The sequence below is a fragment of the Paenibacillus sp. FSL P4-0113 genome, from assembly GCF_038009305.1.
Taxonomy (GTDB): Bacteria; Bacillota; Bacilli; order Paenibacillales; family Paenibacillaceae; genus Paenibacillus; species Paenibacillus polymyxa_D.
Genome location: NZ_JBBPAZ010000001.1, coordinates 4705856 through 4730278 on the forward strand (window position 1 = coordinate 4705856; position 24423 = coordinate 4730278).

At 43.4% G+C, this 24423-nt stretch carries 23 protein-coding genes; 19 read left to right on the plus strand and 4 right to left on the minus strand.

Annotated elements, in window-relative coordinates; all coding sequences use genetic code 11:
* Positions 1 to 48 precede the first annotated feature (48 nt).
* The 8 genes from MKX46_RS20440 (at position 49) to MKX46_RS20475 (ending at position 7974) form a co-directional block, all read left to right on the plus strand.
* Complete coding sequence (locus MKX46_RS20440) at positions 49 to 1395, plus strand: phosphoribosyltransferase family protein (RefSeq protein WP_341071918.1); 1347 nt, start codon at positions 49 to 51, stop codon at positions 1393 to 1395.
* Positions 1392 to 2543: a cysteine protease StiP family protein gene (locus MKX46_RS20445; protein WP_029517562.1), complete on the plus strand. Its 1152-nt coding sequence runs from the start codon at positions 1392 to 1394 to the stop codon at positions 2541 to 2543. The genes MKX46_RS20440 and MKX46_RS20445 overlap by 4 nt, the downstream gene beginning before the upstream one ends.
* Positions 2540 to 3376 (plus strand): HAD family hydrolase, encoded by an 837-nt coding sequence (locus tag MKX46_RS20450; RefSeq protein WP_029517561.1) that lies wholly within the window; start codon positions 2540 to 2542, stop codon positions 3374 to 3376. The genes MKX46_RS20445 and MKX46_RS20450 overlap by 4 nt, the downstream gene beginning before the upstream one ends.
* A gap of 17 nt (positions 3377 to 3393) precedes the next feature.
* The gene (locus MKX46_RS20455; RefSeq protein WP_069012937.1) at positions 3394 to 4425 is read left to right on the plus strand and encodes an ATP-grasp domain-containing protein; all 1032 of its coding nucleotides are present in this window, start codon (positions 3394 to 3396) and stop codon (positions 4423 to 4425) included.
* A 58-nt stretch (positions 4426 to 4483) separates the two neighbouring features.
* The gene (locus MKX46_RS20460; protein ID WP_341071705.1) at positions 4484 to 5164 is read left to right on the plus strand and encodes a hypothetical protein; all 681 of its coding nucleotides are present in this window, start codon (positions 4484 to 4486) and stop codon (positions 5162 to 5164) included.
* A 96-nt stretch (positions 5165 to 5260) separates the two neighbouring features.
* On the plus strand, positions 5261 to 6361 hold the full coding sequence (locus MKX46_RS20465; protein WP_029517558.1) for a toxic anion resistance protein: 1101 nt from the start codon (positions 5261 to 5263) through the stop codon (positions 6359 to 6361).
* A gap of 337 nt (positions 6362 to 6698) precedes the next feature.
* Positions 6699 to 7244: a hypothetical protein gene (locus MKX46_RS20470; protein ID WP_029517557.1), complete on the plus strand. Its 546-nt coding sequence runs from the start codon at positions 6699 to 6701 to the stop codon at positions 7242 to 7244.
* Between the two features lie 52 nt (positions 7245 to 7296).
* Positions 7297 to 7974, plus strand: coding sequence for a vWA domain-containing protein (locus MKX46_RS20475; protein ID WP_029517556.1), 678 nt, complete (start codon positions 7297 to 7299; stop codon positions 7972 to 7974).
* 300 nt (positions 7975 to 8274) lie between these two features.
* Here the strand turns inward: MKX46_RS20475 and MKX46_RS20480 are convergent, their stop codons facing one another.
* From MKX46_RS20480 to MKX46_RS20495, 4 genes are all read right to left on the minus strand, one after another.
* Positions 8275 to 8565 (minus strand): DUF3899 domain-containing protein, encoded by a 291-nt coding sequence (locus MKX46_RS20480; RefSeq protein ID WP_238437970.1) that lies wholly within the window; start codon positions 8563 to 8565, stop codon positions 8275 to 8277.
* Between the two features lie 89 nt (positions 8566 to 8654).
* The gene (locus tag MKX46_RS20485) at positions 8655 to 10298 is read right to left on the minus strand and encodes a peptide ABC transporter substrate-binding protein (RefSeq protein ID WP_069012387.1); all 1644 of its coding nucleotides are present in this window, start codon (positions 10296 to 10298) and stop codon (positions 8655 to 8657) included.
* Positions 10299 to 10494: 196 nt separating this feature from the next.
* Positions 10495 to 11445 (minus strand): ABC transporter permease, encoded by a 951-nt coding sequence (locus MKX46_RS20490; protein WP_165150033.1) that lies wholly within the window; start codon positions 11443 to 11445, stop codon positions 10495 to 10497.
* 1 nt (position 11446) lies between these two features.
* The gene (locus tag MKX46_RS20495; protein WP_029517552.1) at positions 11447 to 12373 is read right to left on the minus strand and encodes an ABC transporter permease; all 927 of its coding nucleotides are present in this window, start codon (positions 12371 to 12373) and stop codon (positions 11447 to 11449) included.
* 318 nt (positions 12374 to 12691) lie between these two features.
* On the opposite strand from MKX46_RS20495, the gene MKX46_RS20500 reads away from it, so the two are divergent.
* The 11 genes from MKX46_RS20500 (at position 12692) to MKX46_RS20550 (ending at position 24421) form a co-directional block, all read left to right on the plus strand.
* Positions 12692 to 13459 (plus strand): amino acid ABC transporter substrate-binding protein, encoded by a 768-nt coding sequence (locus MKX46_RS20500; RefSeq protein WP_341071706.1) that lies wholly within the window; start codon positions 12692 to 12694, stop codon positions 13457 to 13459.
* A 39-nt stretch (positions 13460 to 13498) separates the two neighbouring features.
* The gene (locus tag MKX46_RS20505) at positions 13499 to 14158 is read left to right on the plus strand and encodes an amino acid ABC transporter permease (protein WP_029517550.1); all 660 of its coding nucleotides are present in this window, start codon (positions 13499 to 13501) and stop codon (positions 14156 to 14158) included.
* A gap of 15 nt (positions 14159 to 14173) precedes the next feature.
* Positions 14174 to 14926 (plus strand): amino acid ABC transporter ATP-binding protein, encoded by a 753-nt coding sequence (locus tag MKX46_RS20510; RefSeq protein ID WP_029517549.1) that lies wholly within the window; start codon positions 14174 to 14176, stop codon positions 14924 to 14926.
* Between the two features lie 281 nt (positions 14927 to 15207).
* Positions 15208 to 16422, plus strand: coding sequence for a radical SAM protein (locus MKX46_RS20515; RefSeq protein WP_341071707.1), 1215 nt, complete (start codon positions 15208 to 15210; stop codon positions 16420 to 16422).
* 22 nt (positions 16423 to 16444) lie between these two features.
* Complete coding sequence (locus MKX46_RS20520; protein ID WP_029517547.1) at positions 16445 to 16879, plus strand: pyridoxamine 5'-phosphate oxidase family protein; 435 nt, start codon at positions 16445 to 16447, stop codon at positions 16877 to 16879.
* Between the two features lie 3 nt (positions 16880 to 16882).
* Positions 16883 to 17608: a class I SAM-dependent methyltransferase gene (locus tag MKX46_RS20525; protein ID WP_029517546.1), complete on the plus strand. Its 726-nt coding sequence runs from the start codon at positions 16883 to 16885 to the stop codon at positions 17606 to 17608.
* A 21-nt stretch (positions 17609 to 17629) separates the two neighbouring features.
* A complete protein-coding gene (locus MKX46_RS20530; RefSeq protein WP_069012388.1) occupies positions 17630 to 18997 on the plus strand; it encodes a glutamate-cysteine ligase family protein in 1368 nt (455 codons plus the stop codon).
* A gap of 13 nt (positions 18998 to 19010) precedes the next feature.
* Positions 19011 to 20291 (plus strand): ATP-grasp domain-containing protein, encoded by a 1281-nt coding sequence (locus tag MKX46_RS20535; RefSeq protein WP_029517544.1) that lies wholly within the window; start codon positions 19011 to 19013, stop codon positions 20289 to 20291.
* Positions 20272 to 21930, plus strand: a complete 1659-nt coding sequence (locus MKX46_RS20540; RefSeq protein WP_029517543.1) for a B12-binding domain-containing radical SAM protein — start codon at positions 20272 to 20274, stop codon at positions 21928 to 21930. The genes MKX46_RS20535 and MKX46_RS20540 overlap by 20 nt, the downstream gene beginning before the upstream one ends.
* Before the next feature lie 16 nt (positions 21931 to 21946).
* Positions 21947 to 23185 carry an ATP-grasp domain-containing protein gene (locus MKX46_RS20545; protein ID WP_141695515.1) on the plus strand — a complete coding sequence of 413 codons (1239 nt, stop codon included), beginning with the start codon at positions 21947 to 21949 and terminating at the stop codon, positions 23183 to 23185.
* Entirely contained in the window at positions 23186 to 24421 is a 1236-nt protein-coding gene (locus tag MKX46_RS20550; RefSeq protein WP_165150041.1) for an MFS transporter, read from the plus strand.
* The last annotated feature ends 2 nt before the right edge of the window (positions 24422 to 24423 follow it).

Consider the following 24423-nt stretch of genomic DNA (forward strand, 5'->3'; position numbering starts at 1 on the left):
ACGGAGACTCATAATCCATTCCGTCTTCCTGTGGACAAGCTGTTTGCGATGGCGGCACGGGTCAATAAAAAGCGTTCATTTTTATTTGTCAGCAAGGTGCTGGGCAAGCATATTCCGGTAAACCCATACACCTCTCTGCTCAGTGGTGCGGCGCTGGCGATCCTGCTATATAAGGAGCTTGTCCCACAAGCGGGACAACAGATGGATGAACTGATTGGAGAGGCCGTGAGAGGACTACTTAACCCAGACTATGCGAAAGAGGCCTATCGAAAGCTGATGGATGAGCGTTTAGCTTTTGCTTTTACGGAGCCGATCAAGTTTGTTGGTTTTGCCGAGACGGCTACAGCACTGGGACACAGTATGTATCGGTTGTTTGACGACGGGGCCTCGTATATTCATACGACGCGCGAGGATATCCCGGGCCTTCGGCCTATTATTCGGTTTGAAGAAGAGCATTCGCACGCTGTTGATCATCGTTGCTATGCACTGGATGAAGGTGCTTTTGCGGGTGATGGCCCGATTGTGCTGGTAGATGATGAAATTACGACGGGGAAAACAACGCTTAATATCATACGGGATATTCAGGAGCATTTTCCGCGTAAACAGTATGTGATTGCTTCGTTATTGGATTGGCGGACAGACAGCGACGAGCAGGCTTTCGCTGATCTGGAGGTAGAGCTAGGCATTACGATTACGCCTTTAAGCTTGCTCAAAGGAAAGATTGAGGTACAGGGAGTACCAATACTGGATCACGCAGAATATGCTGGACAGGCTGGGAACCCAGAACATGCAGCCACTAGCATGGCAGAGGTTAATAAAGATGCTTCTGGAATAATTGACCACTGTTTTGAACAGGAGGCTTCCGGTTTTGAGCGGGTAGTACACAGCTCCATGTCAACGGACGGGTACACCAATACAGCTCCTTATCTAAAATATACAGGCCGTTTTGGTCTACAATCCATTGACAATTCAGCGTTGGATGCAGAAATCACGCGTACAGCCGAACGACTGAAGCAACTTCGTTCTGGGCAACGCACGCTGGTTATGGGCACGGGAGAATTCATGTACATTCCAATGCGGATTGCAGCAGAGTTAGGCCCGGATGTGTATTTTCAATCGACGACACGCAGCCCGGTATATCCCCACCGAGAAGAAGGGTATGGAGTCGCTTGTGGTGTGACATATCGATCGCCTGAGGACAGTACGATACGCAATTTTATTTATAATGTAGACCCTGGTCAGTATGACGAAATATTCGTTTTGATGGAAAGGGAGTCGGACCTAGAGCGGATGAACCCCATGCTGGAGGCTTTGAACCGTCTGGGCTGCGATAAAGTGCATGTCGTTTATTTTAACGGTTTAACTAGACAGGAGAGTAAAGGAGCGCGGATATGAAGCAAGCACTCATGGAGCAAATACAACAGAAGAACATTCATCCGCCCAAACCTCTAGGCAGTTATCCTGCCTCGGATGTCACATTTTTATTGAAGGATTTGAGTAGGGTTACGTTGGAAAAAGGGACGGAGGATCGTGAAGAGGCGATTCAGTCGGGCGTCCATTATTCAGAAATGCTGCCAGTGGAATACGAGCCCACCGCAGAGTATATTGCATTGTTTCACGAAACGCTTGCCCAATCTGCCCAAAAGGTTGCATTAGCGGCAGCTTCTGTGGCTGAGATGATTGTGAGAAAAAGAGGCTTAAATACGGCGATTGTTTCTCTGGCTAGAGCAGGGACGCCCATTGGTATCCTGATCAAGCGTTATATTGACTGGAAGTATAGCGTATCCTTGCCGCATTACAGCATTTCTATTATTCGTGGCAAAGGCATTGACCGGAATGCGATATTATACATTTTACAGCAGCATGGGCTGGGGATTGAACTTCAGTTTGTCGATGGCTGGACGGGGAAAGGGGCAATTCGCCAGGTATTGATTGAGGCCTGCCGTGAGATGAATGCGGATTACGGGTTGCGCCTAAATGATGATCTGGCGGTGCTGGCCGATCCGGGCAGATGTTCAGAAACCTTTGGTACACGAGAAGATTATTTGATTCCAAGTGCTTGTCTGAATTCGACTGTATCAGGTTTAATGAGTCGGACGGTATTACGCGACGATCTCATAGGCCCTGACGATTTCCATGGGGCCAAATTTTATGAATCCTGGCGGTCAGTGGATCAGTCCAATACGTTTGTGGATACGGTATCCGGGTATTTTCAAGACGTGGCTGAAGCGGCCGTTGCATATGCTGAACTAATGACATTGAATCCGCCTGCGGTGACATGGCAGGGCTTACGGGATATTGAGGCGATTCAGCAGGCATTTGGCATTCGGGATATCAATCTGGTCAAGCCCGGAGTGGGGGAGACGACTCGTGTACTGCTGCGCAGAGTGCCGTGGAAAATTCTGATTGATCGCGAAGATAATCCGAATCTCCAGCATATTATGCTGCTGGCAAAGGATCGTGGAGTGCCCGTAGAGGTATTTGAAGGATTGACTTATTCCTGCTGCGGAATTATCAAGCCGCTCAAGGGGGGACAAGAATGATCTACGCAAGTGATCTGGATCAGACACTGATTTACTCCAAACGTTCGCTTGGCGTACCGCTGGAGTCCCCTGGTCTGTTGCCTGCGGAACAGATAAACGGGGCGACATCGGCTTTTATTTCTGAACAAGCCCTGCAATGGCTAAAGACACTGCCTGAAGATGTGATGTTTATGCCCGTGACGACTCGGACGATGGAACAGTATCGACGAATCACCGTGTTTCAGACGGAGTTGGTTCCCGCATATGCCGTGACGAGTAATGGCGGAAACATCATCGTTGGAGGCGAGGTGGATCGAGAGTGGAATCGACGTATTCATGAACAAGTGCGCCGTGATGGTGCTCACGCGGAAGAAGCACGTCAGGTGTTCGGGCAGGTGCTGCATGAAGATTGGGTGGTAAACGAACGCTTTTGCGACGAGTTATTCTATGCTTTCATGATTGAACGGGATCGTATGCCGCTGGAACAGGTGCTGGAGAAGGCGCGAATCATGCGTGAAATGGGCTGGGAGGTATCCATTCAAGGTCGTAAGGTGTATTTGGTACCTGCAGCCGTGAATAAACAGGCAGCCGTGGAGCATATCCGTAACCTCACGAATGGAGGGACCGTGGTTGCGTCCGGTGACTCTTTGCTAGACCGTTGTCTGCTGGACTATGCCGATTATGCGATTGCTCCGCGTCATGGTGAATTGTATCGGGAACAACTGCGGGATAAGCTGGAGGTCAATTATCGTTTTACAGAAGTGTCGGGGGTTTATGCAGCGAACGAAATCATGGCGTATGTTCATGAAATACACCGGAGTGTGTTCGCAGCTCAAACTTCATTTTCAGAATAGATAGGGGACGTGGCTCTGTGAAGAAGGTTAAAGTGTATTTTAACCGCTGGTTTTCAGTGGCGTATCATTATATGAATGCTATTCGTAACAATGAGGACGGTATTCCGTTCGAGATCTATGCGACGCACTCTGATCCGCAGCATATGGCGTTACAGGCCAGTGATGTAGCTGAAGTAGAGCCTCGCACCAGTGGTGTGGAGTACGCACGGTTTTGCGCTGATTTTTGCAGGCGGCACGGAATTGATGTCTTTATCCCACGGTGGAATATGCTCGATATTAGCAAGCATCTTTATTTGTTCGATGATATTGGGACAAAAGTGATGGTATGCCAAGATACCGAACTGCTGGAGCAACTGATGGAAAAGGATCTGTTTTATGAATCCATCCGTCAAAAGGACATTGTCACGATTCCCGATTATGCCATTGCCAGCAATGCTGAGCAGTTTAAACAGGCTTATGAGTCGTTAATAGCACTTGGGCATAAGGTATGCTTCAAGCCATGTAATGCGGAAGGCGGAATGGGCTTTCGTATCATCGACAATGAACGTAATCCGCTGGAGGAACTGTTCGGCCATGCGCTGAATCATATTTCATTCGAGGAAGCACACCGCGTATTGTCATCCACAGAATCATTTCCCAATCTGATGGTGATGGAGTTGCTGGAGGGATACGAATACAGTATTGACTGCCTGGCTGACCGGAACGGAAAGCTGCTAGCAGCAGTTCCGCGTAGGAAGGCAGGAGGACGATTACGGCTGCTGGAGCAGCATCCCGAGCTGTTGGAGGTGGCACAGAAGGTCGCTGAGGCGTATCATATTCCGTACAATTATAACATTCAGGTAAAATATAACGGCGAGCATGCCAAGCTGCTAGAGATCAATCCGCGGATGTCCGGAGGACTTCATGTATCATGTTTGTCAGGTATCAACTTTCCTTATCTAGCGGTGAAATCGGCTTTGGGTCATGAGATCGGTTCACTTCATCCGCAATACGACATTTTAGCCAGTCATATCGAGCAGCCAATCACCATACGTAAATCCGTACATTGACACACACAAATATTGTTTTCTACAATATGGTAAGGGTTTACGTCAGGAGGTACAAGCTATGACGTCAAAAATGTGGGGTGCCACGATTGCTGTGGTTAGCTACCTGATTGCGCTTTTACTAAGTTTTTGGTTGCCACTGTTTGTGTGTTTGGCGATTCCGATCCTTGGTTTGGGAGGATACAGCGCCATCATGGCTGTTCGCCATCCTCGCCCCAATCTGACCGGTTCCGTGATTCCGGTGGTGCAGGAGCAGGTCGGTGAGACACAGCAGCATGAAAAGGAAGCTGCCGTTCGACCGCAGTCTATGACAGGACAAGTACGTCAACCAGATCAGGTGAGCAGTGAATTTGCTCAGGTGATGGAGTATTTGGAGGTACTGGAGGATATGGTGATCTCCGAGGGACAGAAGGATGCGCTTGATAACGAGATTGTCGAGAAGGCGCTGGCTCTATTTGCACGTTTGCAGCGGGTCATTCCGCTTTTGCATGAACTGAACAACAGCGAAGTGAATCATACGGTTCGGAGATTGATTTTGAAGGATTTGAATGGGCTAATTAATCCGTTTCTTCGGCTCAGCGGCGATGCGAAGCGTACCAACCGGAGGACGTTGTTAAACGGATTACGGGATGTGGATAATAAAATATCAGTAATTGTATCCACGGTGGAGCATAAGGATCTCATGGAATTACAGAGCAAAGCGGAGCTTATTCACCAGCGTTATAGCAGTTCCGAATTGTAGGCGATTTGTAAGAAAATAAAAAAGTAGCAAATTAGCTGCTCTGAAAAACAACGATTATACTTGGGAACAGTTGTTTTTTAGAATAGGAGGTAGCGTATGGCGACCCCATGGGCTGAGTTGAAAAAAGAAGATGAACAGAAGGTGACTGAGGAGGCTTCACAGCTGATTCAGAAGGTATCACAAAGCGATGTCATGAGCTTGGATACCTTAATGGATGATATCGGTAAGTTGGGGGTTAAAACGCAGGAACGTGCGGGGCAGACCCTTAAAATGCTGGATCGTCCGGTAAACGACCTCATGTCCGGTGATCGGGCTGAGGTATCCAATATGATCTTAAAGCTGCGTGATGAATGTGAAACGCTCCAGCAGAGCAAAAATGTGAGTTTTTTTGGCAAGCTTCTGCGTAAAAGCCCGTTAAAAAACTACATTTACAAGTATCAGTCGGTGAAGACGAACATCGAGAAAATCATTACTGCCTTGAGAGATGGTAAGGATAATCTGGAAGAAAACATCGTCAGCATGAGACAGTTGAAGAAAGCCTCCATTGAAGAAATCTACAATTTACAGACGAAGATCGCCTTTGGTAATCGCCTGAAAGAACTGTTTGAGACCGAGATTGCCAAGCCGGAAAATGAAAACCGCAAGCCTCATCTGGAGCGGGGATTGCGCAAGGTGGTTACTCGTACGCAGTCTATGACCGAAATGATTTTGTTATACAATCAGGCGATTGCGGCAACGGATATTATTAATGATAACAATGATAAACTGATTGATTCTGTAAATAATGCGATTGATAAAACATCGAATCTGATTACTGTATCGGCTATGATCGCGATGGCGCTGGCGGATCAGGACAAAATCATTTCAGCCGTCGATGCGACCAACCGTACCATTGAAAATCAATTCAAGGAAAATGCGAAGCTTCTCAAAACGACGACCGAGAGAACGACAGATCTGCTTAGCAAGCCTTCTATGTCACTGGAGGCTGTGAATCAGGCGATTGGTGATTTGGTATCTGCTTTGGATCTGTCTGAAAAATCAAACCGTCGGATTATTGAAAGCTGCCATGATTATACAAGTAAAATGACAGCAATCAATGCCAACCTTAGCCAACGTTTGGGGATCGAAGGGAAAGAACCTTCCAAACCGCTGAAGGATAGTAATTCTTCTGAGGGTTTAAGCTCGTTTTTGAACTGATGACAATGTAGAATAATAGACCAATCTATGAAAAAGACGCCGGGATGACTCCGAAGGGCGTCTTTTTTTGGTTTGCCAGCAGCTAATAAAGGACATGATGAACATACATAGCATTCTCGTGCATAAACTCTTAAAAAGCGAATGACAAAAGGAGAGAGCGAGCGTATGATGTCCTTTATTTTGGGTTGTGTCATTGTCTATTTACTTGTGGCTGCCAGTAGCGAAAAAGTAGATTCAATTGTGGAGTTAAATGATTCTGTGAAATAAAATTTTTTATTGAAAATCATGCATTTTCTGATAGGATAGAGTTAAATATTGGAATCCAAAAGGAGAATGCATGCTGGAATTTTCATTTGAAATCATCGACGAATCGAAAATTAACATTGTATATCAGTATGGAAGCAGCAGCTTCAATTTTAATTTATTTTTTAACTACGGTGTGTGGACGCTGCATCCTTTTGACGGGATTCTACTGCAGAACAAGGAAATGTGCCGTCTGATCGTTACGGATCTGTTTAAGAACAAAGATTTTCATGTCATGCTGGCACGCGAAAATATTTTATTATCAACCCTGCGTACCTCTATTGATCTCAATCCCGAAACTCGGGGAGATCGATATCAGGAACAGGAATTTGATGAACTGTCTGATTTTGCCGAGACACACAGCTTTGAAGAGGTACTGCAAATCGAGCAGGATTCCGTCCGCGAACGTATGGACTTTTTCCAAAACATCATTCAAAAAATGTATATGGAAGGATTCGGCCCGGAAGACAATGATTTTAACAAAGTGCAAGCTATCCTCCGTATTTATAAGGCTGCACATGACCAACTCGGAGAATTAAGCGACTTTCCCCTGAGAGGCGACGAACGACGCAGATGGTAGAGTAGACGTACTAGACGTACAAACGCAAACATCATAGAGGAGCGTGGGGAACATGAGCAGTATTTCTTTACTTAAAAAGAATGCGCAACTGGTACTGACTAAAAAGAATCTAACGAATGTGACTGCGAGAGTTGGATTGGTGCTCGATATTTCAGGATCTATGAGAAGTTTGTACAAAAATGGTACCGTTCAAAAGGTGTTGGAACGAATTGTTGCAGTAGCGAGTGCTTTGGATGATGATGGTGTACTGGACGTATGGGTGTATGATCACCGTTTTTCACGGTTGCCTTCCGTTACCGAAAATGATGTTGACAACTATGTTGAAAGACATATTCTGTCCAATGATTATTTGCCCAAGTTCGGTCGTAATGATGAGCCGCCTGTGATGCGCGATGTCATCGCCAAATACACCAAGGAAGAACCCTCTTCTGATCCGGCCTTTGTTATTTTTATTAATGATGGCGGTGTGAAGCGTGGAAAAGGAGACAACATCGACAACGCGGTCATTGATTCGTCAGGAGAGCCGATTTTCTGGCAATTTATAGGTGTGGGTGAGTCCGATTTTGGTGTATTAAAGAAGCTCGACAACATACAAGGCCGTGTGGTAGATAACGCTAATTTTTTTCAAATACAAGATATCGAATCTATGGAAGATAATGAATTGTACGAACTATTGCTTAACGAGTTCCCGTCATGGTTGCAAGAAGCGAAAGAAAAGCATATTTATTAAGGATACTAAGTGTTGTAATATGCGATCCTACAAAGCTTCATATAAAAAATACAAAAAGAGAGAGTTCCGCTAGCAATGCGAAACTCTCTCTTTCTTTACACACCTCTAAAACGTATAGAAGCTCTACGGCGGTTGCCAGCGGAGCGGGCAGAATTGTTCTGAAGAAGCGAAGCGTTCGCCTTTATCCCCGGATTTTACCCTTACAGGTTCTATTCAATAGAAATCCGGGGATAACAGCGATCGGAAGAACAATCTGCACGCGCAGCGCTCACCAACCGCAAGAAAGCTTCTCATACCACCCTAACTTATCCCCATTAGTATCATCGAGCAAAGGATAAGCCCTGCTCCGCACCCCGAAGTATATACCTTGAGGTGGCGGAACATGGATGTTTTCCAGGCTGACAAAGATTCATCGGAACGCAAACGCTCATTTTCCTCTCGTAATGCCTTGGATTGACGAATGAATAACTGTCCGATGTCGGCAAATCCCCGCAGGAAGAGGGTTAGAAAACCGCTTTGCAGAACGTGGAAGATTGCACCGATCACCAAGCCCAGCAACCCCAACAGGAATAACAGATTTGCAGTAGCCATGTGTTCACGACCATTCAAGAGATGGGGGGTGGCGTACAGAAACCCTAAGGTACTGACAATCAGGGCGATGATCCCAAAACGTAAAATCATTATTTTTCGACCCGTTTCGCAAAGCGCAGGTCTGGGTTCGAACGAGCATCAAATACGATACCTTGAATCTTAGGGCTGATTAATGCAGTGTCCGCAGAGAACTGGATCGGAATAATCGGCAGATCTTCCATCAATACGTCTTCTGCCTGATGGAGCTGTTCAAAGCGTTTTGCCGGATCAAGCTCAAAGGTTGAGGATTCAATCAGTTTGTCATACTCCGGGTTGCTCCAGTTGGTAAAGTTGTTCGAGTTTTTGGAAGTATAATGCCCCAATACGCCGAGCGGATCCAGGAAGTTTCCTTCCCAGCCCATACGGGCGATCTGGAAGTTCTTCTGTTTAAAGGTATCAATGTACGTTTTCCATTCCTGATTCTCCAGCGTCACTTCAACACCCAGGTTTGTTTTCAGCATTTCCTGAATCGCTTCAGCTACTTTTTTATGCTTGTCCGAAGTGTTGTATTTGAAGGTGACTGGTGGCAGCTTGGTCAAACCTTCTTCTTTCAGACCTTCGGCCAGCAATTGTTTCGCTTTTGCAGCGTCAAACTCATAGTATTTTTTCGGTGCTTCATCACGGAAGTCCTTGCCGGATGGTGTTGTTGTTCCGTATGGAACATAACCGTAAGCCGGAGTTTCGCCACCTTTGGTTACGCTGGTAGCCAGTGCTTCGCGGTCAATAGCATAGGCAATGGCTTGTCTGATTTTTTTATTGTCAAACGGCTTTTGTTTTACGTTAAAAGAATAGGTGTACACACTGAAAGACGGATGCGACAGGAATTCCTTGTTGCTCTTTTCCTGATCCAATGTATCTACGGGAAGGCTCAAAATCAGGTCCAGATCGCCCGTTTTGTACATTTGATAATACGTTGTGGAGTCTTGCACCATTTTAAAATTAATCGTTGCCATTGTAATGGCATCTTTGTTCCAGAATTGATCGTTTTTCGTCAGCGTAATTTGTTCGTTATGTTTCCATTCCTTGGCTACATACGCACCGTTGCCGACAATTGTGCCCGCTTCTGCTGCCCATTTGTCATTTTTCTCAACAACTGATTGGTTTACTGGCAGATAAGCATGACCCACGGCGATCGTGGGGAAGAAGCTCAGCGGTGATTTCAGCTCAACTACAAGAGTTTTATCATCTTTGGCAGTAACACCCACGTCTTCAATTTTACCTTTGCCTGTGTTGTACGCTTCGGCACCTTTGATGTAGTAGAGGGCAGAAGGATCGTAGGCAGCTGTTTTTGGATTTAGTACCCGTTTCCAGGAGTACTCAAAATCCTTAGCTGTCAGTGGGTCACCATTCGACCATTTTGCACCGTCACGAATAGTAAAAGTGTAGGTTTTGCCGTCAGGAGATACGTCTACTTTGCTAGCAGCGCCTTCTACGATTTTACCGGCCTTATCGTATGTATACAGCCCTTCGTACAAGTTATCAATTACAAAATAGGACGTTGTATCTGATGCGAAAGCAGGGTCTAGCGTATAAGGTTCTCCACCTGCCAGATTGGCAGTAATTTCTTGCGGGATATCTGCTTGAGGCGCAGCGGACGGGTCGTTGCTTGCTGTTTTGTCTGTAGTACCAGAGCATCCAGCCAAAGCCGTTACGGCCAAAAGTAAGATGATCGTCATCCAATGCATTTTTTTCATCGTGGTTTTCCTCCATTATTGTGGTTAGTTATGCAAAAAATAAAGTACACCGTACCGGGGTTTATTCATCCTCCTTTCCCGCAGGTATGCCGCGTGTGCGCACTTCGATAAAGGAACTGCCGTTCTTCCTGCGGTTAGGCGAGAAGCTGCGGATCATGGTGACATCCCTCCTTGTCCAATTGGGATCTTTCTGTTGTTAATGCTGTGAACGCGGGTCAAGTGCATCCTGAAGCCCATCTCCAAGCGTATTGAACGCTAGCATGGTGAGCGATATCATCAGCCCGGGGAAAAATAGGCGCCACCATTGACCGCTTAAAATAACGCCAAGTGAATCGTTAGCCATCGTCCCCCAGCTGGCCGAAGGAGACTGAATCCCCAAACCGAGAAAGCTCAGGAACGATTCGGCAAAAATAGCCGACGGAATAGTGAACGTTAAATTCACGATAATGATTGCCGCTGCGTTTGGTAGCAAATGTCTGAAGATAATACGCGAATGAGATGTCCCCAAGCTACGGGCTGCCAACACATATTCCTGCTGCTTCAGCTGTAAGATTTGCCCACGTACTACACGTGCCATACCGACCCAGCCAGTAATAGATAATGCAATAATCATCGTGAGCAGACCGGGCTTCATAATGACGAGCAGCAGAATGATGACTAGCAGATAAGGAATACTATACAAAATTTCAATAATACGCATGAGAATGCTGTCGATCCGGTCGCCCGTTTTACCCTGCCCAGCACAATAGCCAGCAACACAGCCGACGAGAATGCCAAGTACCAAATCAATGGCGGCAGCGGCAAAGCCGATCATGAGTGAAATTCTAGCCCCGGCCCATGTCCGTGCCCATACGTCCCTCCCCAGATCATCCGTGCCAAACCAATGCTCTTTGGAAGGAGAGAGATTCGTCTTCAAAAGAGATTGATCACTCGGTGCATAAGAAACCATGGAAGGTCCAACAATCGCCAGCGCAATAATAATGATTAGTAGGGAAAGCCCCAAAAGAGCAAGCTTGTTGTTGAAAAGTCTGCGTAGCCGATCCCGCCAGAGTGATTCTTTGGGTCTGGTCAACGTGGCGGTGGGGATCTGGCTGCGGTCTACAAGACTGAACAGACTGTCCTTTTCGACAGTAGGTGCTGCTTTCATGTTAATCTCCTTTACTGACTAATTTGATTCGTGGATCGACAAGGCGATAGGAAATATCAATTAAAAATAAAGTAACGACTAGAATGGAACTGTAGAAAATGGTCGTCCCCATAATCACTGGATAATCCCGGTTAAAGATACTATCTACGAAGTATTTACCGATGCCGGGAATGGCGAATATTTTTTCAACGACAAAGGTACCTGTAATGACGGAAGCGAATAGCGGTCCGATAAAAGAAAGCACCGGAACCAACGCGTTGCGTAATCCGTGACGCAGAACTACTGCCCAAGAAGACAACCCTTTCGCTTTGGCAGTGCGTATGTACTCCTCATGCATGACTTCCAGCATACTCGTCCGCATAAAGCGTGCGATAACAGCAAGAGGTGAAACAGCGAGAGCCAGCGATGGGAGCACCGTATGCTGCCAGGTTCCCCATGAGGCGACCGGAAGAAGGTGCCATTGAACGGCAACATACTTGATTAGCAACGGTGCCAATATGAAGCTGGGTACGGAAATACCAACAATGGCGATAAACATCGAGATATAATCCAGTGGTCGATTATGGTGTAGAGCAGCCAGTGTTCCAAGCGAAATTCCGGCAATAATCGCGACCACGATGGATTGAATACCGAGCAATGCAGAAGGTGGAAAACCTCGGGCGATGAGCATATTGACGTCCGTCGTTTTCGATTGAATAGACGGGCCCATATCCAGCACTAGCAGATTTTTGAGATACAGCACATACTGCACAGCGAGCGGCTTGTCCAGATTGTACCTGGCACGCATGTTTTGCAATACCGCTTCCGGAATGGTTTTGGAATCGTTCGAGAATGGGTCACCCGGAATGATGTGCATGATGATAAACGTTAAAGTGACGATAATCCACAGTGTAATGAACATCGTAAAAAGACGCTTTAAAATGTACATGGGGCTTAATTTCTCCTGTCTATCAAGCTGATTTACATACTATTGCTGCTAAAAATTTAATATAAGTAAAAGTATATAAGAATACTAGGAAATAATAAGACGGTTTAGGTGACATGTCAAGGTAAGGTTTTACATTATAGAACACAGGTCAAATTTTCGTCACAGGTTTTCCATTTATATAAGGCTAAGATTCCGCTCATTCCTCTCGACGAGTATCCTGCGGTGTGTTATGATGATACTCTGATAACGTGTTAACGAACTAAAGCGTTTGCCACCTGTTCTTGGATACGGGGGTCACCATTGTTGGAGGGGAATAAGATGAGAAAAGCAGCCATGTTTACGATGTTAATTGGATTGATGATGATCGTGTTGGCCGGGTGTTCCGGCGGTAAGGACGACAGTAAATTGATTATTGGCATTGATGATAAATTCGCCCCGATGGGCTTTAGAGATGAAAATAATGAGCTGACCGGCTTTGATATTGATTATGCGAAAGCGGCCGGGGAACAAATGGGTAAACAGGTGAAATTTCAGCCGATTGACTGGTCTGCCAAAGAATCCGAGCTGAACAGCGGACGTATTGATCTCATTTGGAATGGATACACCATTACGGATGAGCGTAAGGAAAAAGTGCTGTTCACGAAGCCATATCTGAAAAACAGTCAGGTCATTGTCGTTCCAGCTACCTCCAGTCTTTCCAAGCTGGCTGATCTGGCGGGCAAAACGGTGGGACTCCAGACGCTGTCTTCAGCAGCCGATGCATTGGATGCGAATCCGATCAAAAGTAAATTGAAGTCAGTGTCTGAGTACCCGGATAACGTTCTTGCTTTGACAGATCTGAAAACCGGGCGTCTGGATGCGGTTGTCATTGATGAAGTCGTTGCCAAGTATTATATGTCGAAGGAACAAGGGACGTATAAGCTGCTTGATGAATCATTGGCCCCTGAGGAATACGGCATCGGTGTGAAAAAAGGGAATGAAGAGCTGTTGACGCAGCTGCAATCCGCTTTGGATGAGCTGCACAAGAACGGAAAAGCTGCTGAAATTTCGAAAAAGTGGTTTGGTGAAGATAAAGTATTAAATTAATACGTAGTGTATTGAACTAAGGTTTAGGAGTCGAAGGTCATGAGTATGGAATATATTTTACGAATTATGAAGCCTATGCTTGAAGGGGCACAGATGACGGTTATTTTATTTTTCATCACGCTCATCTTGTCTATTCCATTGGGTTTTGTCGTTACGTTGCTGGCCAAAAGCCGGATTAAGCCAATCGCTTGGCTGATGCACACGTACATTTATGTTATACGCGGCACGCCGCTTTTGCTGCAATTATTGTTCTTTTGTTTTGGTCTGCCGATGTTGCCTGTCATTGGGGAGTATCTGGTAATGGATCGAACAACGGCTGCCGTGCTGGCATTTGTATTGAATTATGCGGCTTATTTTGCAGAAATTTTTAGAGGCGGAATGTTGTCGATTGATAAAGGGCAATACGAGGCTTCGCAAGTGCTGGGCTTGAGCAAGTCGCAGACGCTGATAAGAGTCATTGTGCCGCAAATGGTACGGATCGCTTTGCCTGCGGTAACCAATGAGGCGACAACATTAGTAAAAGATACGGCACTACTGTATGCAGTAGCGGTACCGGAACTGCTGCATTTTGCCAATACGGCTGTAAACCGCGATTTTTCGATTGTACCTTATGTTGTAGCAGCGGTTATTTATTTGTTGTTAGCTTTGGTGCTGACGCTATTCTTCAGGGCGCTGGAAAAACGTTTTAAATTCGAGTAAAAGGAATGTCGGGATATGAATACTAATGCAATAGAAGTTATCGATTTGAAAAAATCGTTCGGCAAGCTCGACGTTCTGAAAAGAGTGAGCTTTAACGTTAAAGCGGGCGAGGTTGTAGCTGTCATCGGTCCTTCAGGTTCAGGGAAAAGTACCATGCTCCGTAGTTTAGTACACCTGGAAGATGTGACGGGCGGGACGATCCGCATTCATGATAAAGCACTGGTGGAAAACGGTCAGTACGCTCCGGCAGGTGACATTAAAGGCATTACCACCGGTATGGGCATGGTGTTTCAGCATTTTAATCTGTTCCCTCACTTGACGGTGCAGGATAATCTGGAGCTGGCTCCGAAGCTGGTGAAAAAGGTGAGTAAGGCTGAACTGCGCCGCCAAAGCGCCGAACTGCTGGCCAAAGTCGGCTTGGCGGATAAAGCTGACGCGTATCCGTCCCGATTGTCGGGTGGACAGAAGCAGCGCGTGGCGATTGCCCGGGCAATGATGATGAATCCAGATATTTTGCTGTTCGACGAGCCGACCTCGGCCCTTGATCCCGAGCTGACAGGCGAGGTGCTGCGGGTCATCAAAAAGCTGGCTGAGGAGAATATGACGATGGTCATCGTGACCCACGAGATGAATTTTGCGCGAGATGTGGCGGATCGTGTCATTTTTATGGATAATGGCGAAATTGCAGAATCCGGTACACCGGAGCAGATTTTTGGCAATCCGCAGTTGGAGCGGACGAAGGTGTTTTTGAATCGGGTGGAAGCTTAGCCCAAGATGCATATCATCTTTGCATACTTGTGTATATGTGTTTTATATCTCCCAAAAGCGACTTTAAAGAAGTATTCTGATGTAAGCTGAAGCAGGCTATTTGAGCTCTGTTAAGCGAACGAAGAATGCTTTTTTTTTTGAAATGGTTCTTATTCCAGTAAATGTGATCTATTTCATATGATTGTGTAAGAAATGGGGTTTAACATGTAAAACATGCTACCACGATTTAAACAAATTCTGTTACTAGCTCCACAATTTAAAAGTGGAAGGTTGGGATTTGAATGATTGATCGTTTTCACATTTATTGTCACATTCCGTTTTGCAAGAAGCGCTGTCCATACTGCTACTTTACAGCCAAATTTTCGGAAGAGGAGATGATTAACCTCGATGTAATGGATGAGTATGTTAAAGCCTTGAAAGTGGACATTGAATGCACTGAATTTCCAAAATCAGCAATCACCTCGATAGTTTTTGGTGGAGGAACCCCATCCCTCCTAAATGAAAGTCAGCTAGACACTATTATAAATTCCATTCGAAATAGGATTACCCCAGAACAATTTACCCACATGAAATTTATGGCGTACGAAGTTTCCCCAGATACCGCATCCAAAGAAACCTTGTCTATTTTCAGGAGAAAAGGATTTAATCGTGTAAGTGTCGGTGCCCAGTCTTTTAATAATGAAGAGCTCAAATTGCTGGGACGGCCCTATTCACGAGAAAAAATTATAAAGGCTGCAAGCCTGATCCGAGAAATTGATTACGACATGTTAAATATTGATCTGCTAATCGGAATCCCGGGGCAGACGCAGAGCACGGTCATGGAAAGCATAAGGGATACAGTGAATATACGACCGGAACATATTTCGGTTAGTCTTTTCTACTCCTCTTATCCAGGGGGAAAGGAATTTGTCGAGCGATGCGAGAAAAGAGGAAAGCATATTTTAGCATTGTCCGATAAAATCTCAGTTTATGAAGAAGTGTGCGGATTTTTACAACAAAACGGATATATAAGAGTAGATAATACTGTTTTTTCTTTACCAGATTATATATTTCCTTATGAAAAAGATGCTATAAGTGAAACAGAGCCGGTGTTGGCTTTTGGACCCGGATCTGCGGGATATTGGGATAATAATCGTGTACGCTTCACACCTCCTTATATTAAAAATTATATAGAACTTCCACATTCAGTCGAAGAAGAAATTACAGTCGATAATTATGCGTTTACGATTGTATGGGGGCATTTGAATGCCTATGGAAAAATCGAGGAACGAACGTTAGAGCAGTATCTAGGAGTTAATTTTGAAAAAGTAATGGAAATGGAGAAAGATGTTAATATTCTTTTGTCCGTTTTAATTCAAGAAAATCTGGTGGAACAACAAGACTCGGCTTACATATTAAAACCAGAAAGTCTAAATCGCGCGATTGTACTAATGCATTATATAAGGGATGGCTGGGGATACAAGCTCATGACTGCCCCGGATGAAATTAAAAACTAAGAGTAAAGTGAAGGTGAATACAATGAATCAAGAAGAATATTCAAAATGGATTAAAAACGTTTCTATTGCCTATCTGGCAACGTATGATTCATTCAATAATCAACCTCATGTAAGACCTGTAGATGCGGGGACTGTTCACAACGGATATATATATTTCTCTACCTTCAGCAATACAGATAAGGTTGAACAAATCCGGACGTGTGAGAATGTGGAGCTTACTTATTTTGGAGACGGGGCTCAGCTCAGAATGGCAGGTAAGGCCAAACGGGTGAGTGAAAAGAAGGAAGAAGATCTATTTTTGGAAAACAACCCTATGATAAAAGAAACCTTTAGCAATGAGAAAAGAAATCAGTTTGTATTGTTTCAAGTCACACCCCATGCAGTAAGGTTTATGGGCGAGGAAGATCATCAATACTCTCCTGTAGATTGGAAGCAGACGGACCGGATAGGCATGTGACTCATGGAGACAGACGAACTGATTTTTGATTTTCTAGGTCCGGATACGATTGAAATGCAAAAGTTTATTGGTGATGTCTGGCCTGAGAAGATACATGCAAGGGTTTTGGACCTGGCTTCAGGGAGTGGTGAACACTTATTTGGTTTTATAAACAAGTCTATTGAATCTGTAACTGTAGTTGATCGTTCGCCGGAATCGTTGCAATTGTTGCTCAACAAGCATAACGATCATGGAAATATGATTAATACGGTATGCTCTGACTTAAATGATTGGTCTTGCCCTCAAAAATTTGACATCGTACACATTGGGGATAATTCTATCCAAATGTTCCCTGCGTATAAAAACCAATTTGATATTTTTAGAGTAATTGCTTCAAGTTTATCAGCCGAAGGGGTTGGAATGGTTAATGTTACGCCAGTGACGGAACATCAAATCATGGAATATGGCGGGGCACCTAAAGTGATTAAATCACTGACTATCGACGGGGAAGCATTTGAAGTATATGGAGAAGTCAAAATCGATGTTTTTAATCAGATCTTAATGATGTATTTCACAGTTTATAAAAATGAAAATGAAACCAGCCGTTGTACCTGTCGATGTCGGATGTTATTGAAACATGAAATAGAGGAGATGGCAAAGGCTGCTGGACTAAAAATAGTGCAAGTTAAACAACAGAAACTTAAACGGGGAAACGATTCTTACTATTACCTATTGCAACTCAATCAATAGAGCAAATGGGAGAATAAGGGTATGTCCAAAACCGTTTCATTGAATCCAACGGCGTTAATGAACAGGGCTTTTTTACGACAACTTAGACAGCTTGAAAAAAATATTTTGGTTACTAAAAATAATTTATCCGGAATTATGGGTTTTGAAACCGAATACCTTCTTTTTGATTTTGAGTTTAATTTGGTAGATGAAAAGGTCCGGAATCGTGTAATTGAAAATGCAACATTTATAAAACGGGAAATAGGTGCCAGCCAAATTGAATTGGTATCCCGTCCTTTCACACTTGCAGAGGGACTTGAAAATCTTATAAATGAAATGCAGGAAATGGAGCAAGAGGCGGCAGCCATAGCACATGCCCAAAATAATAGACTGGCGCGTCTTGGTACCTATCCTGGTTCATTTACTGACTTGGAAATTACAGATGACCGGGAAAATTATCAAATGATACTCGACCAGTTTAAAAGTTCAAGAAAACATCACCTTGAGCTTCATTTGGGAGAAGTTGATCTATCAAGTCGTGTTCATGAGCTAATTAGCGGGTGTCAGTCGACACAAATGAATGTACAGGTTAACTATAATCAGGCTGCTATTGATCTTTTGAACAAGACGATTGAGATCTCACCTCTCTTTATTGCCATTGGGGCCAATTCTCCGATTTTGGACAGGCGATTAACCGGATTGCTCGAAACTCGTAACCTGATTTGGGAGATTGGTTATGATTTGCGGACCTATTCTGAATTTTTGGCAGCTCTGTCTACTCGCGTTTCATTTCCTCATCAATATTATGCAAATTTCCATAATTATTGGGCAACTTTGTATCAACAAAAACATATGAAATCCGATCCACGGTATGCATTTAGCCTCAATCAAAAAATGAATTGGAAAATTGCGAGATTAAAACTGGTAGGTGGCAGCGGTAAGCCCACAGCATGCTTGCTTGAAACGCGATTTATACCGATCCAGCCAACACTTCGGGAAGATATTGCGTTGCATCTCGGAGTCTATGCGCTTTTGGATTTAAGCCTAAGCAAAGGCGGAGAAAGACTTCTTCCCGTTACTTTTGTGAAGGAAAACTTCAGGAGGGCTTCATGCTACGGAATTGACTGTGAGCTTTACTATTTTACATCCGACGGTAAAAGAATCACTGAGTATGCAGCCACGGAATTAATAAATAGAGCTGGCGAGCGTATTTGTGATTATTGGAAAAGAAAATCTTCTTCAACTGCAACACTTGTGGAGGAGGTACTAAGCAAGCGACTTAGAGTAGGCCCTCCAGCCTTATCACTAATAAACAATATCAGGGGGAACTCGAAAAATACACTTCTTGGAACCCAAGAAATAAAGCGAATAGTGTCGCAAAATTGTATTCCTGTCAATGAGGGATCGTAAGGAGGACTTTGGTATGTCTGCTAATAGTTCAAGGGCTATATTTTTACTGGAGCCTTGTTTTTTTGGAGAAAAATATATTGAATTTGCCGCTGAACTTGAGTTGATTGTAATTGTCATTCGAAGAGAAGGCGGCCCCAAGGTGGAGAAGGCGCATCTGGTACATTTTGAAATCATCAGTGACATTACAGATGCCGAGTCTACTTACTTGAAAATGGAGTATTTTTTCAGTCAGCATCCGGATATATCCCGCAACTCGGGTATTGTACCTGGTCACGACTATGCAGTACCGGTCGCCGCGATTATCTCCCAAAAGTTTGGCTGGAATTCCATTCGCCCAGATGTAGCCCATAATGCCCGCAGCAAAGAGTGTATGAGAAACGGGCTAAAAGGTTCTCAGTATGTATCCAATCCAGATTACCATTTGTATCACAGCGTATCCGAACTAAAGGAGCAGTTGGACCAGATCCAATTCCCCGCTATTGTTAAACCCGTTGATATGACAAGTAGTATGTTAGTCAAATGTGTGCAAACATCTGAACAATTAATTAGGCAGGCCGAAAAGATTATTCAGAATGAGGATAACTTCGGTTATCCATCGAATCTTTCATTTCTAGTAGAAGAATATATCAGAGGCCAGGAATATAGCTTCGAGGCTTTTATGTTTAAAGGTGCTTGTAAATTTGCCCATATTACTGAAAAAATGAAAACTCCCCTTCCTTATTTTGTTGAGCTACAGCATACCCTTCCAGCATCTATGGAATCTTCAAAATACACCCAATTATTAAACAGCTTCATAAATCTTATGGCTGAGCTTGGAATTACAGAAGGACCCTGTCATTTGGAATTTGTGCTGTCCAGGGGACATATTTATATTATCGAATATTCTACTCGTCTTGCAGGGGACCGTATAACTGATTTGTATAGCTTGAGTTACGGAGTAAATCTGCATAAGGCTTCGATTTTGTGCGCTTTGGGAGAAAGACCGGATGAGTACCTGCATGAAACCCGAAACGATATTTCAAGAATCCGTTATTTCCATCAAAAAAGTGGAAAAATCAAACAAATATCAGGGGTGGAAGAAGCCAGACGTTTGCCGGGTGTCATAGAGATTGTTATAGAAAAGAAGGAGGGAGATACAGTACCGGATGAGATGACTAGCAGTATGGACAGATATGGTTTTTTTGTTCTTAAAGCTGATACTTATGATGAATTAGAGAAAGTGAGCCACCAAGTTGAAGATACGATCCAATTTGTGATGGAAAGAGAGACTACTTATGAAAAGCAAAAAGGATGAAAATCAATTCGAAATTTTGCTGATTAATCCACCCTTATGGTACTACCAGTCTGTGCCACCCGATATTACGGCTGCGGCTGCTTTATTACATCACCAAGGAGTGGGTACCAAAATCCGTGATTTAAATTTGGAATCATTTCATTACTTTTTTCGGGGACGTTCGGACATCATCACTCATCTTACGGACACTGAACTGTTTTATAATTTTGAACATTTAGAAGAAACCTGCCAAAAAATCGCTGAGATTTATGATCGTATTAGTGAACAGATTTCACCCGCGGTGCTGCGATGGAATTTATATGATCCGGGAGTGGATCTACGTAATATTGATGAGGTACTAAGGATTGCCGAACAGAAGGAACACAATCCATATTTTGATTTTTTCAAAGAAATTTTACCGGATCTTGTCCCTGAAGGCGTCAAGGTGGTTGCTATTTCAATTTTTCATCCAGATCAGGTTATTCCCTTATTTTCGTTGACTTCATTGTTAAAAGAATATAACTCTAATCTACACATTCATCTGTTCGGCAATCTGGAGGATCAGATTAATACAAAAATATTAGTGCGAAATCTTCCAGATAAGGAGTATCATTTGTTGTTTTCTCATGTGGATTCGTTTGGCTTGGGAAATGAGCATTATCGATTGAGCGAACTGGTTAGAGCTGTTGAGGATTCATCTAAGTTGGAAGAACTATCTTGGTTACTTACTCAAAAAGAACTTCAACCTTATATTGAAGAAACTAATAAACACTATTACACCAATAAAATAACATTACCCGTTTTATCTTCTCTTCCTGCAAGTGCTCTAATGCCGGAAGAGGTTTTAAATGTAGCTGCGTCTGTAAGTTGTTACTGGAAGGGATGTACTTATTGTTCTATTAAAGAGCATGGTACTTATCAGAAAGAGAGTATTGAGAGTATCCTGCAATTAATGGAGAATTTTTCAAAACAACAGACATTTTCGGTATTACGATTCAGAGACTGCTGTATTTCACCCACAGATTTAGAGAAAATAGCAACTCAAATTGTAGAAAGGAAGCTTATATTATCCTGGGCCTGTCGTGCCAGACTGGAAAAGGGTTTTAATTCCCGATTGTTTGAACTGTTAAACCGTGCAGGATGCATCATGATCTCTTTTGGAGTAGAGACCTTTGAAACAAGGGTATCCAGACTGATGAACAAAGGAATAGATCTTGAATATGCGCCTGTGCTGATTAAGAGTTGCTATGAGGCTGGGATTGCGGTGAAATTAACAGCGATGATCGGGTTTCCAGGTGAAACCAGTGAAGAAGCTCTTGCTAATCAAGCACGGCTACGGGAACTGTTTCCCTATTGTATAGATATCCGATATAACCGTTTTATTCTATTTGAAAATTCTCCTATTGCTGCCGATCCTGCTATGTATTCCATTCAAAAAATACCTTTTAACAATCGCCAGCATTTACGATTTTATAGTGAGTTTAGCAGGGAAAGTGGGATGACACAGGTGCAAGCAGATATACAGGCTGCTGAGTTTGAACAGGAAATTAAACAAACTTATGCTTTTTTTCTGTCAGAAGAACATTTGCTTTTATATTTGAAAAAATGGGGACTTTCTTTTTGTATGAATCTTGTAAATGCCAGGTCTCTCTATCAATAAAACGAAAGGATTAGGGATGGATAAACATTATGTAATTTTCGCGAAATTCGAAAACTTTTCTCGTATTGTGAATGAAGGCTTGAGCTCTTTAAGGTATGAAAAAACGTTGATTACTAATAATCAACGTTTGATTGAGCGTTGTAGTGATCATTATCACCATTTCTTGTGTGTCGAAGATTTAACATCACCTCAAGTTGTTGAGTTTATACTAACACTGCATGATGAAAAGCCCGTGAACGGTATTTTTTCCGAGAGTGAGGATTTGGTGCAGTTTACCGCTTTGCTTAGAGAGCGATTGGGTCTTACGTGTGGAGTCATCGGGAGAGATGGTGATTTTTTTAGAGATAAGGTAAAAATGAAAAATCATCTTGCTCAAGAGAAAGTTATTCTTATTCCTGAATATCGAACCGTTCACCACTTTGCTGATGCAATCGACTTTTTATCTAAACATGCTCCCGAGGCCATTATTAAACCAATTGACGGAGCGGGGTCCCTTCATACGTTTCGGGTTCATTTGGATAACATCCACGAATATGAACAATTGCTTAACGACCATGCCGGAAAATTTGAGATTGAACAATATATTGATGGAAAAATGTTCCATATGGATAGCGTTGTATATAATAACCAAGTTGCATTCACTTCAGTTGCCTGCTATACGCATAGCACTTTGGAATGCAGGGAGGGGAAGCCACTGTGCGGGTATTTTTACCCTGACCATGAGATGCCCTTGGTCCAACAGCTTATCGCGGCAAATAACAAAGTATTGAGTGCAATGCCGATCACAAGTGGAGTAGCTCATACTGAACTATTAGTCACTAAGCAGCAGGAGATCTTATTTTGCGAAACAGCGGCACGAATTGCAGGCGGAGGAATTATTTTTGGTATAGAGGATACATGTGGAGTAAACCCGCTACTGGAGGGGGCTCGCGCTTTTGTTGGCGAACAGCCGCTTTTCAATCAATATTATCCACAGACGAATGGCGGGTATCTGCTGCTCTATAAGAAGAAAGGAAGGGTTAAACACGTCACCCCAAGCTCTGACTTTCTTCAGATACAAGGTGTGAAGCGGGCTGATATTTTACCACAAGTGGGTGACTGCTTGTCTTTTAGCGGCAGTTCCGGTGATGTGGCTGGAGTTGTGACTTGGTCAGTTGATTCTTTTGAGGAAAATGAGCGTATTCGTAATGAGATTGAGCATTTATGGGAACTTGAAATGGAAGTAAGCCTGTTTGATGAGGAAGGGGAAGCGTAGGTGGTTAAAAAGTTTGAAAGTCAGGTCAGATTATTTGGTTTATTGAGGTTTCTGAACACATTCTATGTATATAATTCCATTTTGGTTTTCTATTTTAGTAATATGATTAAGCTTAACTATACCCAAATTGGGATTGTAATGGCCAGTTACTATACGGCATCCATACTATTTGACATACCCACGGGAATGATCGGAGACCTGATTGGGAAGAAAAAGGCTATCCTTATCGGAGCGGTTTTTCAATGTATTGGTATCTTTCTTATGGGATCATTACAAACTTATATGCTACTTATTATAGCTCATATCATTTTTGCATTGGGCTCATCCTTCATATCAGGTTCGGAACAAGGCTTGATTTATAAGCTTCATGAAAAGCATGACAAGCTTGATGTCTTGAACCGTAGCTACGGAAAAATTTTTTCAGCAAGTATTTTGTCTACGATTGCTGCTGCTCTTCTAAGCTCAGTAGTTATTCAATATAGCTATTCGGTTACTTTTTACATTTCGGCATTCTCTAATTTTTTAGCGGTGTTTTTTGTGTGTCTGGTTCATGAGGAGAGAGTTTATGAAGACAAAACAGGTAAAAAAGCGTTTCAACGAGTTCGCCCTCTACAAATAATGAAGGAATCCTTTCAGGAAATCAGAGTCAACAGGCAACTACTATTATTTTCTATTTACTATATATTCACAGCTATCATTCTAACCTCAGTATTCTTTCAATATCAACCCTATCTACAGCATTTAAAAATTTCACCGACTTTTTTTGGAGTTATTTATGCTCTTTTCGGCATTATTCCACTCATCTCTGCTCAGTTATCACATTTAATCAAAGGGAAGTATATATATATACTTAATCCTTTGATCCTTGCCGTTGTTTTTTTAGGGATGGCGTTAACCAAGTCCATTTGGCTTGGGATCGTATTGATTTGTTTGTTTCGGTTTAACTGGGGGATCATTATTCCAAAAATACAAAGTCACATTGATACCAGCATCACGAGCGAAACTAGCAGGGCGACAACCGTATCTACTGTGTACAGTGTACATAATCTTCTCCTATCTATGATGCTTATCATCAGTGGGCATCTTATTGAAAGCTACAGTATTGCTGTACTCCTGATTATCTATTCCTTGTTTAGCCTTTTATTTTGCTTGTATGTCTTCATTTTCCGTAGAAGCTACAACAACACAGAGGTACCCTCCAAAAGCACTTTAATGATGGATTCGAAGGAGTTGTAGTG

Bases quoted from the DNA above. Each gene is read 5' to 3' on its own strand.
- MKX46_RS20440 (WP_341071918.1), top strand. From the start codon at position 49: ATGGCGGCACGGGTCAATAAAAAGCGTTCATTTTTATTTGTCAGCAAG.
- MKX46_RS20445 (WP_029517562.1), top strand. From the start codon at position 1,392: ATGAAGCAAGCACTCATGGAGCAAATACAACAGAAGAACATTCATCCG.
- MKX46_RS20450 (WP_029517561.1), top strand. From the start codon at position 2,540: ATGATCTACGCAAGTGATCTGGATCAGACACTGATTTACTCCAAACGT.
- MKX46_RS20460 (WP_341071705.1), top strand. From the start codon at position 4,484: ATGACGTCAAAAATGTGGGGTGCCACGATTGCTGTGGTTAGCTACCTG.
- MKX46_RS20465 (WP_029517558.1), top strand. From the start codon at position 5,261: ATGGCGACCCCATGGGCTGAGTTGAAAAAAGAAGATGAACAGAAGGTG.
- MKX46_RS20470 (WP_029517557.1), top strand. From the start codon at position 6,699: ATGCTGGAATTTTCATTTGAAATCATCGACGAATCGAAAATTAACATT.
- MKX46_RS20475 (WP_029517556.1), top strand. From the start codon at position 7,297: ATGAGCAGTATTTCTTTACTTAAAAAGAATGCGCAACTGGTACTGACT.
- MKX46_RS20480 (WP_238437970.1), bottom strand. From the start codon at position 8,565: ATGGCTACTGCAAATCTGTTATTCCTGTTGGGGTTGCTGGGCTTGGTG.
- MKX46_RS20485 (WP_069012387.1), bottom strand. From the start codon at position 10,298: ATGAAAAAAATGCATTGGATGACGATCATCTTACTTTTGGCCGTAACG.
- MKX46_RS20490 (WP_165150033.1), bottom strand. From the start codon at position 11,445: ATGAAAGCAGCACCTACTGTCGAAAAGGACAGTCTGTTCAGTCTTGTA.
- MKX46_RS20495 (WP_029517552.1), bottom strand. From the start codon at position 12,373: ATGTACATTTTAAAGCGTCTTTTTACGATGTTCATTACACTGTGGATT.
- MKX46_RS20500 (WP_341071706.1), top strand. From the start codon at position 12,692: ATGAGAAAAGCAGCCATGTTTACGATGTTAATTGGATTGATGATGATC.
- MKX46_RS20505 (WP_029517550.1), top strand. From the start codon at position 13,499: ATGAGTATGGAATATATTTTACGAATTATGAAGCCTATGCTTGAAGGG.
- MKX46_RS20510 (WP_029517549.1), top strand. From the start codon at position 14,174: ATGAATACTAATGCAATAGAAGTTATCGATTTGAAAAAATCGTTCGGC.
- MKX46_RS20515 (WP_341071707.1), top strand. From the start codon at position 15,208: ATGATTGATCGTTTTCACATTTATTGTCACATTCCGTTTTGCAAGAAG.
- MKX46_RS20520 (WP_029517547.1), top strand. From the start codon at position 16,445: ATGAATCAAGAAGAATATTCAAAATGGATTAAAAACGTTTCTATTGCC.
- MKX46_RS20525 (WP_029517546.1), top strand. From the start codon at position 16,883: ATGGAGACAGACGAACTGATTTTTGATTTTCTAGGTCCGGATACGATT.
- MKX46_RS20530 (WP_069012388.1), top strand. From the start codon at position 17,630: ATGTCCAAAACCGTTTCATTGAATCCAACGGCGTTAATGAACAGGGCT.
- MKX46_RS20535 (WP_029517544.1), top strand. From the start codon at position 19,011: ATGTCTGCTAATAGTTCAAGGGCTATATTTTTACTGGAGCCTTGTTTT.
- MKX46_RS20540 (WP_029517543.1), top strand. From the start codon at position 20,272: ATGAAAAGCAAAAAGGATGAAAATCAATTCGAAATTTTGCTGATTAAT.
- MKX46_RS20545 (WP_141695515.1), top strand. From the start codon at position 21,947: ATGGATAAACATTATGTAATTTTCGCGAAATTCGAAAACTTTTCTCGT.